Source organism: Streptomyces sp. IBSBF 3136 (genome assembly GCF_036815105.1).
Taxonomy (GTDB): Bacteria; Actinomycetota; Actinomycetes; order Streptomycetales; family Streptomycetaceae; genus Streptomyces.
Map to the genome: position 1 here is coordinate 19,074 of NZ_JAJSZC010000032.1, position 9,430 is coordinate 28,503.

Genomic DNA, 9,430 nt, shown 5'->3' on the forward strand with positions numbered 1-9,430 from the left:
CCGAGGAGCCGGAGGGATCAGGCCGGTTCGCCGCGCCAGGCGCCGTCCTGCTGCGCCCAGCGGACGGCGGGCGCCACCGCGAGGCCGGCCGCGGCGAACACCACGCCGAGCACCGCCCAGCCGAGCGTGCCGTGGGCGATCGCGGTGACCGTGACCAGCGCCGGTCCCGCCATCATCCCGGCCGACATCCCCGCACCGAACACGCCCTGGTACACGCCGTGCGCACGGGCGTCGGCCAGTTCGTAGCCGAGCGTCCAGCCGCCCGCAGCCGACAGCACCTCGGCGAAGACCTGGACCACGGCGCCGGCGGTCAGCGACAGCACCGCCCACACGGGGGAGAGGCCCGCCGAGAGCGCGTACACCGTGCAGGCGGCCGCCAGCAGCAGCCCCGCCCAGCCCATCGCCCGTACCGCGCTGGGGACCCGGGAGGCGCGCCGGGCTACCCGCACCTGGAGCAGGGCCACCAGGACGCAGTTGACGATCATCAGCATGGCCGCCGTCCAGCGCGGGGCCTCGGTCCGCTCCACGATCCACAGCGGCAGCCCCACCTCGGCCAGCGTGTACTGCACGACCAGCACCGCGTTCAGCACGGTCACCGCCAGGAAGGGCAGATCGCGCACCGCCCGCCAGCGGTCGGCGGCCGGGGCGCCGGCGTCCAGGGCCGCACGCTCCCGCGCGTGCGCCGCCAGCGGCATCCTCGGCAGCAGCAGCGCGGGACCGGCGAAGGACAGCGCGTTGAGCGCGATCACCGTCAAGTACGCCCCACGCGTGTCAAGTTGCAGCGCCACCGCGCCCAGCACGCCGCCCACCCCCATGCCCACATTGGTCACCATCCGCAGATACGCCCGGGCCTCCACGCGCGTCGCCGCGGGCAGCACGTCGGCGTACAGCGCGCCCTGCACACCGCGGCTCGCCATCTGCAGCGCCGTCGCGCAGATCACCGCGACCAGGAATCCGGCGTAGGAGTGCACCAGGGTGTAGGCGGCCGTGGCGACCCCCGTACCGCCCCAGAGCAGGGCGCCCACCCGCCGGGCGCCCCACCGGTCCGCGGCCCGTCCGGCGGGCACCCCCGCGGCCACACCCACCAGACCCGCGGCCGTGAGCCCGAGCCCGACCGCGGTCGCGTCGAGGCCGACGACGCGTGTGAAGTACAGGACGCCGAGCGGGAAGTACAGGCCGTTGCCCAGGGAGTTGACGGCCGTCAGAACGGTGGCGAGGCGCAGTACCGGGTCGGCCGGCAGCAACCCGCCGGCGCGGGTGGCACGGGGCGCCCCGGTACTGCCGTCCTGGTCAGGACCCTGCGAAACTGGTGTCGTGGTCATGTCGAACAGCCAACCCGCTCGCCACACGCACCCGACAATGATTTAGCGTGGCGCTCAATGATCGAGTTCCGGTTCGTCATCGGTGACCTCGCCACCACCTCGTTCGCCTACTCCCCGCTGCAGGAGACGGTGTTCTCGCTGCGCTGTCTGCACGACCCGGCCCGCTACCCCCACCACCGGCCGTGGCTGCGCCGTATCCGCCCGCGCCTCGACTCCCTCGACCGCGAACTGCTCCCCGCCCTGATCGCCCCCTGGCTGTGGGTCCCCGACTTCCTGACGCCGCGTCCGTCCCGGGCCCGGCCCGTCTTCGCCGAGGAGCTCGACGAGGTCCGCCGCACCCCGCCGGCCGTCGTCGTCTCCGACTTCCGCGCCACCTACCGCACCGGCGACGCGCTCCCGCCGGTCGTGGCACGCGGCCTGGCCGACCCGGCGGCCTTCCTCGCCCGGCTCACCGACGCGCTGGACGCCTACTGGCACACCTGCCTGAGCGACGGCTGGTGGCCGCGCGTGCAGAGCATCCTGGAGGCAGACCTCGCCCACCAGGCGCGGGTGCTGGCCGAACAGGGGGCGGCGGCGCTGTTCTCCGGACTCGACCCGCGCCTGGTGTGGACGGGCGACCAACTGCTGCTGAGACGCTCGGGCGACACGGCCCCCTGGCCGTCGGCCGACATCCGCATCGCCGGCCGCGGCATGGTGTTGATGCCGACGCTCTTCGCCCGCGGCGCCCAGACGGTGCTCGACGCCACCCGCCCCCCGATGCTCATCTATCCGGCCCGCGGCCGGGGCACCCTCTCCGAGGCGCCGCCGCCGGTCACCGACCAGGCACTGGTACGTCTCCTCGGCCGCCCTCGGGCCCGGCTGCTCGGTCTCCTCGCTGAACCGGCCTCCACGACCGAACTCGCCCACCGCCTCGACGTCACCGCGGGCGCGGTCAGCCAGCACCTGGCCGTCCTCTACGACGCGGGCCTCCTCAGCCGCACCCGCAGCGGCCGCACCGTCCGCTACGCGCGCACCGCCCTGGGCGACGCGCTCTGCCGTCAGACCTGACCGGCGCGGCCCGGCGACCGGGATACCAGAAGGGGGCGCGGACCTGACGGCGGTTCACGGCCACGGCCGCTGTGATCTGTCTCCTTGCGGTCGCGGGCCGGTGCGACGACCCTCTCGTCGAACGATCTCGAACGAGTCTCCGAAGAAGTTGTTATCCGGGCCTCGACGAGCGGTCTCCCAGATATCGGACAGCAGCGTTCGGCATCGAGGACAGGGAAGCTTCAGATGAGTACTCAGCACGCGGTGGAGTCGGCGGCACTGGTGACCGCTGCCGGGGCGGGCGATCCGCACGCCCAGGACGCCCTGGTCAGCGCGTACCTCCCGCTGGTCTACAACATCGTGGGACGTGCTTTGAACGGCTCGGTCGATGTCGACGACGTGGTGCAGGAGACCATGCTCCGCGCCCTGGACGCGCTGGGCGGCCTGCGTACTCCCGAGAGCTTCCGCTCCTGGCTCGTGGCGATCGCCATGAACCAGGTCCGTACGCACTGGCAGCACCGGCAGTTCGCCCCGGGTGCCGTCGAGGAGGCCGAGGACCTCGCCGATCCGGGCGCCGACTTCGTGGACCTGACCATCGTGCAGCTGCAACTGTCCGGCCAGCGCCAGGAGACCGCGCGCGCCACCCGCTGGCTGGAGCCGGACGACCGGGGGCTGCTGTCGCTGTGGTGGCTGGAGTGCGCCGGTGAACTGACCCGCGGCGAGGTCGCGGCGGCCCTGGAGCTGTCGCCCCAGCACACGGCGGTCCGGGTGCAGCGGATGAAGGCCCAACTGGAGGCGGCCCGCGTGGTGGTGCGCGCCCTCGACGCGCAGCCGCCGTGCGAGGAGCTCCGCGGTGTGCTGGCCGCCTGGGACGGCATACCCTCGGCGCTGTGGCGCAAGCGCATAGCCCGGCACGCCCGCGGCTGCGCGCGCTGCTCGGGTCTGTGGAGCGGCCTGCTGCCCGCCGAGGGCCTGCTGGCCGGCCTGGCCCTGGTCGGCGTCTCGGCCGCGCTGCTCGCGAGGACCCGTCCCGCGGACGCGTTCGCCGTCGCCGGGGCGGCGTCCCCGGCCGAGGCCGCGGAGGGCCGGGCCGTCACGAACGCCTCCTCCGGCGCCGGGCGCCGCGCCGCGCGAGGCCGGACGGCCTCCCGGGGCGAGACCCGCCGCCGTCGGCGCCTGCGCCGCAGGGCCGTGGGCGGCGCCGTCGTGGCGGCCTGCGTCGCCGGCGGCGGCCTGTGGTACTTCGGTACGGGCCCCGACGCCGGGAACGACGGGCCGGCCGCGACGCGCGAGGCCGGCGACGCGGTGGTCGGCCTCTCCGCGCCCCGTGCCGAGGAGACCACGCGGTCGCCCTCGGCCTCCGCGACACCGTCCGCGTCGGCCTCGGCGCCGAAGAAGAAGAGCGCCTCCCCCAAGGCCCCCGCACCCGTGAGGAAGAGCGCCTCGGCGCCCGCGCGCCCGGTCCGCCCGACGCCGAGCGTGGCCGTCCCCGAGCCGGCGGCACCGACACCCTCGGACACCGTCGGCCAGGTGGTCGCGCTGGTGAACGAGGAGCGGGCGAAGGCCGGTTGCGGGCCGCTCACCGAGGACCCGCAACTGGAGAAGGCCGCGCAGGCCCACTCCGACGACATGGCCGCGCGGAACTTCTTCGAGCACACCAACCCGGACGGCGCCGACCCCGGCCAGCGGATCACCGCGGCGGGCTACCGCTGGTCCACGTACGGGGAGAACATCGCCAAGGGCCAGCAGACCCCCGAGGCCGTGATGGACTCCTGGATGAACAGCCCCGGTCACCGCGCCAACATTCTCAACTGCTCGTTCAAGAACATCGGCGTCGGCGTCCACCGGGGCGCGGGCGGCCCGTGGTGGACCCAGGACTTCGGGGCCAAGCTCTGACGGCCGACAATTTCAAGCCCGGATCGGCGGCACCGCCTTCACGACATCGCTCTTTCCGAAGGGCGGCGGGTACCTGCTGCCGCTGAAGAGCGCGGTGCGCACCGGCCTGGGCCTGGGGGAGGGTGACGACGTGACGGTGGAGATGGCCGTGCGCTTCCAGGCCGGGTAGCCGGCCTGGCGGCCGTGCCTCGGACCTGGTCCGGCGCCACGCCGCAGCGCGCCCGGTGGCTACCAGTAGTGCCGACGGCCCCCGACCGCGTGCCCCATCGCGCCCAGGATCCACAGGACCGCGCCCACCACCGCGAGGATGATGCCGATGGTCCACAGGATCGAAATGCCGGTGATGAAGCCGACTATGAGCAGAATGATGCCGAGGGCGATCATGGTGTGCCTCCTGCCGGGTAGCAGCATTCCTCCCGTTCTAGTGCCCCGAAGTCACGATTAATCTCACCCGCGGACCCGAAACCTTCACGAACACTTTCCGTCACCGCGCGAGCCGTCCGGCTACCTACGGTGATCGTCGCTCGCGGCGCCCCTCCGGCCGGGGGACGAGCCGCAGCGCATGCAGGGCGGCACCGAGATCGGCCAGATCGGCGGGATCGGAGAGCGAACGTCCCGTCAGTTTCTCCACCCTGCGGAGCCGGTAGCGCACCGTGTTCGGGTGGATGAACAGCCCGCTCGCCGTCTCGGCGGCGACGCCCCCGTTCGTGAACCAGTGCCCGAGCGTCTGCAGCAGCCGCGCCCGCTCGGGAGCCGGCAGCTCGACGACCGGGCCGAGGACGGTCTCGACGAGGCGGGCCGCCTCGGCGGGAGCGGCGGCGACCAGCATGGCGAGCGGACTGTCGTCGAAGCGGGCCACGCCCGCCCCCTCGCCGGGCAGCCCGGCCAGCGCGAGCCGCGCGAACCGCAACGCCTGCGGGGTGTCGCGCAGCGAGTCGAACCGCGGACTGACCCCCACCCGCGCCGAACGCCGCCGCAGCGCCCGCCCGATCACCGGCTCGGCGTCGGGATGGGCGAGCGAGAGCAGCCCGAGCTGCGCGTCCGGCAGCAGCCGCCAGGCCGACGGCACACCCGACTGACGCAGGGCCCCCTCGATCCCGGGCAGCGGCTCCCCGCCCGGATCGGGCACCGCGGCGGCCACCACCGCGTACGGGCCACGCTCGGGCAGACCGAGCTGCCGTGCCGTCTCCCACAGCGTCGTACGGTCCGCGAGCGCGCCCGTGAACAGCGCCTCGACCAGCGCCGAGCGGCGCGCCTCGCGTCGCAGGGCCAGCTCGGCGCTGGCCTCGCGGTAGGCCGCGGCGACCGCCTCCGCGTAGCGCCCGAACTGCGCCCAGATCTCCGAGGACCCGGCCACCAGATGGGCGTCCGTGACCTCCGGGTGCCGCTGGGCCTCGTCGACCATCCGCTCCCACAGGTACCCGAAGCCGATCCGGTACGCGTGCAGCGTGTCCGCGAGGGGCACCCCCTGCTCGGCCCGCAGACGGCCGGTCCGCTCCGCCGGCTCCACGTCGGGCTCCGCGTCGAGCGCGAACCGCCCCAGCAACTGGTCGGCGTTGGCCGTGCACGACTCCCGCAGCGACGCGAACGGGATCAGCGACTCGTCCGCGTAGGCCTCCACCTCCGCACGGATGCGCCGCGCCATCCGCTCGCCCAGCTCCGGCAGCCGTACCCGCAGGGCGGCGCTCACGTCCGACAGACTCATACCCGCAGCGTACGAGGTGCTTGTTGTCGCCAGGAACAATCCTGTCCGCCCCGCGCTGTCCGCCCGGCCATGGATCTTCATCCAGCCGAAAGCCACCATGCCGTGAGTGTCGGCGGGGGAGTCCGGCGCGGCAGCGAACATGCGTGCGAGGAGGCATCATGGCGAATCTGGCGGAGTTCCTGGCCGAGACCGCGGGCAAGCGGCCCGACGCCACGGCGTTGCGGCTGGGGACGGACACCACCACCTATGCCGAGCTGGACCGGCTGAGCGCGCAGGCAGCCGCACTGCTGCGCACCGAGGGGCTGCGGACCGGCGACCGGGTCGCCCTGATGCTGCCGAACGTGCCCGAGTTCGTCGTCCTGTACTACGCGGTGCTGCGCGCCGGCGGCATCGTCGTACCGATGAACCCGCTGCTCAAGGAGCGGGAGACCGAGTACCACCTGCGGGACTCCGGCGCGGTGCTCCTCTTCGAATGGCACCAGGCGCCCGGTGAGGGCGCCCAGGGCGCGGCGGCGGCCGGTGTGCGGCGCATCGCCGTCGAACCCGCCGCCTTCGCCGCCGAGCTGGCGCGGCTGGAGCCGCGGCCGGAGGTGGCCCCCGTCGCCGGTGACGACGTCGCCGTCCTGCTGTACACCTCCGGTACGACCGGCCGGCCCAAGGGCGCCGCGCTCACCCACGCGGGGCTGCGCCACAACACGGAGGTCAACGTCGTCCACGTGCAGCGGCTGACCCCCGACGACGTCATCGTGGGCTGCCTGCCGCTGTTCCACATATTCGGGCAGACCTGCACCATGAACGTCGCCGTGTACAGCGGCGCCGCGCTCACCCTCGTCCCGCGGTTCGACCCGCAGGCCGTGCTCGACGCCATCGCCCGCGACCGGGCGACCGTCTTCGAGGGGGTGCCCACGATGTACGCGGCCCTGCTGCAGCACCCGGGTGCCGCCGACGCCGACGTGTCCACCCTGCGCATGTGCGTCTCGGGCGGCGCGTCCCTGCCGGTGGAGGTCCTGCACGGGTTCGAGCGGCGGTTCGGCTGCATGGTGCTGGAGGGCTTCGGCATGTCCGAGACCAGCCCGGTCGTCTCCTTCAACCACCCCGACCGCCCCCGCAAGCCCGGGTCCATCGGGACGCCCATCCGCGACGTCGAGGTACGGCTGCTGGACGACACCGGCCAGGACGTGCTCCCGGGCGAGGTCGGTGAACTGGTGGTGCGCGGGCCCAATCTGATGAAGGGCTACTGGAACCGCCCGGAGGAGACCGCGGCCACCGTGCCCGACGGCTGGCTGCGCACCGGCGACCTGGCCCGGCGGGACGAGGACGGCTACCTGTACATCGTCGACCGCAAGAAGGACCTGATCATCCGCGGTGGCTACAACGTCTACCCGCGCGAGATCGAGGAAGTTCTGCACGAGCACCCCGCGGTCGCTCTGGCGGCGGTCGTCGGTGTGCCCGACGAGCGGCTGGGCGAGGAGGTGGCGGCGGCGGTCGTCCTGCGCCCGGGGGCCGAGGCGAGCGCCGCCGAGCTCCAGGAGTACGTGCGGGACCGGGTGGCGGCGTACAAGTACCCGCGCCGGCTCTGGCTGGTGGACGCGCTGCCCATGGGCCCGAGTGGCAAGATCCTCAAGCGCGAGATCTCGGCCCCGGCCCACTGAGTGACGGAGAGCCCAGGGAACCCACCGAGAAGCAACATTTCAGGACACGTACAAAGCTTTAAATAAGGAGGAAGCAACAAATCTTGACGTGACCCACCATGGTCCGTACCTTCCGCAGCGGTCGGTGTGATTCCCCGAACTCGACTTTCACGTCCGCCCGTTCAAGCACGTCCCGTCCTTCGAGGAGCAGACGATGCGCGGAAAGAGATCGATCCTTGCCGTCCTGGTACTCCTGCTGGGTGCCCTGGTCGGCCTGGCCGGGCCGGCGAACGCCGCCGGCTCCCGGCCATGCGACATCTACGGGGGTGCCGGCACCCCGTGCGTCGCCGCGCACAGCACGGTGCGCGCGCTGTTCGCCTCCTACGCCGGCCCCCTTTACCAGGTCTCCCGGGCCTCGGACGGGGCGAAGGCCGACATCGGCCTGCTGGCACCCGGCGGCTACGCGGACGCCGGGCGCCAGGACACCTTCTGCGGCGGCACGACCTGCCGGATCACCAGGATCTACGACCAGACCGCACGGCACAACGACCTGACCCCGGGCCCGGCCGGGACCGCCGGCATGGGCGCGGACCGCGGGGCGGACGCGAGTGAGATCGCGGTCACCGCGGGCGGCCACAAGGTCTACGGTGTGTGGATCTCGCCCGGAGTCGGCTACCGCTACACGGGCGTCGCCTCCGGTGTCGCCGTCAACGGACAGCCCGAGGGCGCCTACATGGTGGCGAGCGGCACGCACGTGGGCTCCGCCTGCTGCTTCGACTACGGCAACGCCGAGAGCACACCGGCCGACACCGGCAACGGTCACATGGACGCGGTCAGTATCGCGACCACCTGCTACTTCACGCCCTGCACCGGCTCCGGGCCCTGGGTCGAGGCGGACCTGGAGAACGGCATGTTCCAGGGCGACAACGGCTCCAACACCGCCAACCGCGGCAACAGCAGCACGTACGTCACCGCCGTGCTCAAGAACAACGGGCAGACGCGGTACGCCCTCAAGGGCGGCGACGCACGGTCCGGTGGACTGACCACGTGGTGGGACGGCGCCCTGCCGACGCGCGGCGGCTACCAGCCGATGCACCAGGAGGGCGGCATCATCCTCGGCATCGGCGGCGACAACAGCAACTGGAACAGGGGCACGTTCTTCGAGGGTGTGATGGTCTCCGGCTATCCCACCGACGCGGCCGAGAACGCGGTCCAGGCGGACATCGTCTCGGTCGGCTACACCGGTGAGACCGACGTGCCGGGCGGACCGCAGGGAACGGTCACCGGTCCTGGCGGCAAGTGCGTCGACGTGGCGGCCGACGACACCGGGGTCAACGGCACCGCCGTTCAGCTGTGGGACTGCCAGACCTACGCCGAGGACCAGTACTGGACCCACAACGCCGACGGCTCCCTCGGCACGCTGGGCCGCTGCCTGGACGTCAACGGCAACGGGACGGCGAACGGCACGCAGGTCGAGTTGTGGGACTGCAACGGTGTCGGTGGCCAGAAGTGGGTGCAGCAGGCGGACGGTTCGCTGCTGAACCCGCAGTCCGGGCGGTGCCTGGACTCGCCGAGCGGGGCCACGGCGAACGGCACCCGGCTGCAGATCTGGGACTGCAACGGCGCCGCGGCCCAGAAGTTCTCGGTGGCCGGCGGCGCCCCGGTCGCGGCGCCTGGCGGCAAGTGCGTCGACGTGGCGGCCGACGACACCGGGGTGAACGGCTCCGCCGTGCAGTTGTGGGACTGCCAGTCCTGGGCGGTCGACCAGCACTGGTTCCACCGCACCGACAACTCGCTCGGCACGCTGGGCCGCTGCCTGGACGTCAACGGCAACGGGACGGCGAACGGCA

General features: G+C 73.0%; 7 protein-coding genes and 1 pseudogene. 5 read left to right on the forward strand and 3 right to left on the reverse strand.

Going from position 1 to position 9,430, the window contains the following annotated elements; translation table 11 throughout:
* Positions 1 to 17 precede the first annotated feature (17 nt).
* A complete protein-coding gene (locus V7E45_RS10050; protein WP_333773744.1) occupies positions 18 to 1,322 on the reverse strand; it encodes an MFS transporter in 1,305 nt (434 codons plus the stop codon).
* Between the two features lie 57 nt (positions 1,323 to 1,379).
* Here V7E45_RS10050 and V7E45_RS10055 point away from each other — a divergent pair, with 57 nt between their 5' ends.
* From V7E45_RS10055 to V7E45_RS10065, 3 genes and pseudogenes are all read left to right on the forward strand, one after another.
* Entirely contained in the window at positions 1,380 to 2,369 is a 990-nt protein-coding gene (locus V7E45_RS10055; RefSeq protein WP_333773745.1) for an ArsR/SmtB family transcription factor, read from the forward strand.
* A gap of 225 nt (positions 2,370 to 2,594) precedes the next feature.
* Positions 2,595 to 4,244 carry a sigma-70 family RNA polymerase sigma factor gene (locus tag V7E45_RS10060; protein ID WP_333773746.1) on the forward strand — a complete coding sequence of 550 codons (1,650 nt, stop codon included), beginning with the start codon at positions 2,595 to 2,597 and terminating at the stop codon, positions 4,242 to 4,244.
* A 13-nt stretch (positions 4,245 to 4,257) separates the two neighbouring features.
* Positions 4,258 to 4,413 (forward strand): annotated as a pseudogene (locus V7E45_RS10065) (DUF1905 domain-containing protein); the annotation flags it as partial.
* Positions 4,414 to 4,472: 59 nt separating this feature from the next.
* Here V7E45_RS10065 and V7E45_RS10070 read toward each other — a convergent pair.
* On the reverse strand, positions 4,473 to 4,628 hold the full coding sequence (locus tag V7E45_RS10070; protein WP_333773765.1) for a DUF6131 family protein: 156 nt from the start codon (positions 4,626 to 4,628) through the stop codon (positions 4,473 to 4,475).
* Between the two features lie 124 nt (positions 4,629 to 4,752).
* Complete coding sequence (locus tag V7E45_RS10075; protein WP_333773747.1) at positions 4,753 to 5,949, reverse strand: PucR family transcriptional regulator; 1,197 nt, start codon at positions 5,947 to 5,949, stop codon at positions 4,753 to 4,755.
* A gap of 158 nt (positions 5,950 to 6,107) precedes the next feature.
* Here V7E45_RS10075 and V7E45_RS10080 point away from each other — a divergent pair, with 158 nt between their 5' ends.
* Both V7E45_RS10080 and V7E45_RS10085 read left to right on the forward strand, forming a co-directional pair.
* Positions 6,108 to 7,601 (forward strand): long-chain-fatty-acid--CoA ligase, encoded by a 1,494-nt coding sequence (locus V7E45_RS10080; RefSeq protein ID WP_333773748.1) that lies wholly within the window; start codon positions 6,108 to 6,110, stop codon positions 7,599 to 7,601.
* A 193-nt stretch (positions 7,602 to 7,794) separates the two neighbouring features.
* The coding region (locus V7E45_RS10085) for an arabinofuranosidase catalytic domain-containing protein (protein ID WP_333773749.1) at positions 7,795 to 9,430 on the forward strand (1,636 nt) is incomplete at its 3' end.

Excerpts from the sequence above, each read along its gene's own strand:
- V7E45_RS10070 (WP_333773765.1), bottom strand. The coding sequence starts at position 4,628 with ATGATCGCCCTCGGCATCATTCTGCTCATAGTCGGCTTCATCACCGGC.
- V7E45_RS10055 (WP_333773745.1), top strand. The coding sequence starts at position 1,380 with ATGATCGAGTTCCGGTTCGTCATCGGTGACCTCGCCACCACCTCGTTC.
- V7E45_RS10075 (WP_333773747.1), bottom strand. The coding sequence starts at position 5,949 with ATGAGTCTGTCGGACGTGAGCGCCGCCCTGCGGGTACGGCTGCCGGAG.
- V7E45_RS10080 (WP_333773748.1), top strand. The coding sequence starts at position 6,108 with ATGGCGAATCTGGCGGAGTTCCTGGCCGAGACCGCGGGCAAGCGGCCC.
- V7E45_RS10060 (WP_333773746.1), top strand. The coding sequence starts at position 2,595 with ATGAGTACTCAGCACGCGGTGGAGTCGGCGGCACTGGTGACCGCTGCC.
- V7E45_RS10050 (WP_333773744.1), bottom strand. The coding sequence starts at position 1,322 with ATGACCACGACACCAGTTTCGCAGGGTCCTGACCAGGACGGCAGTACC.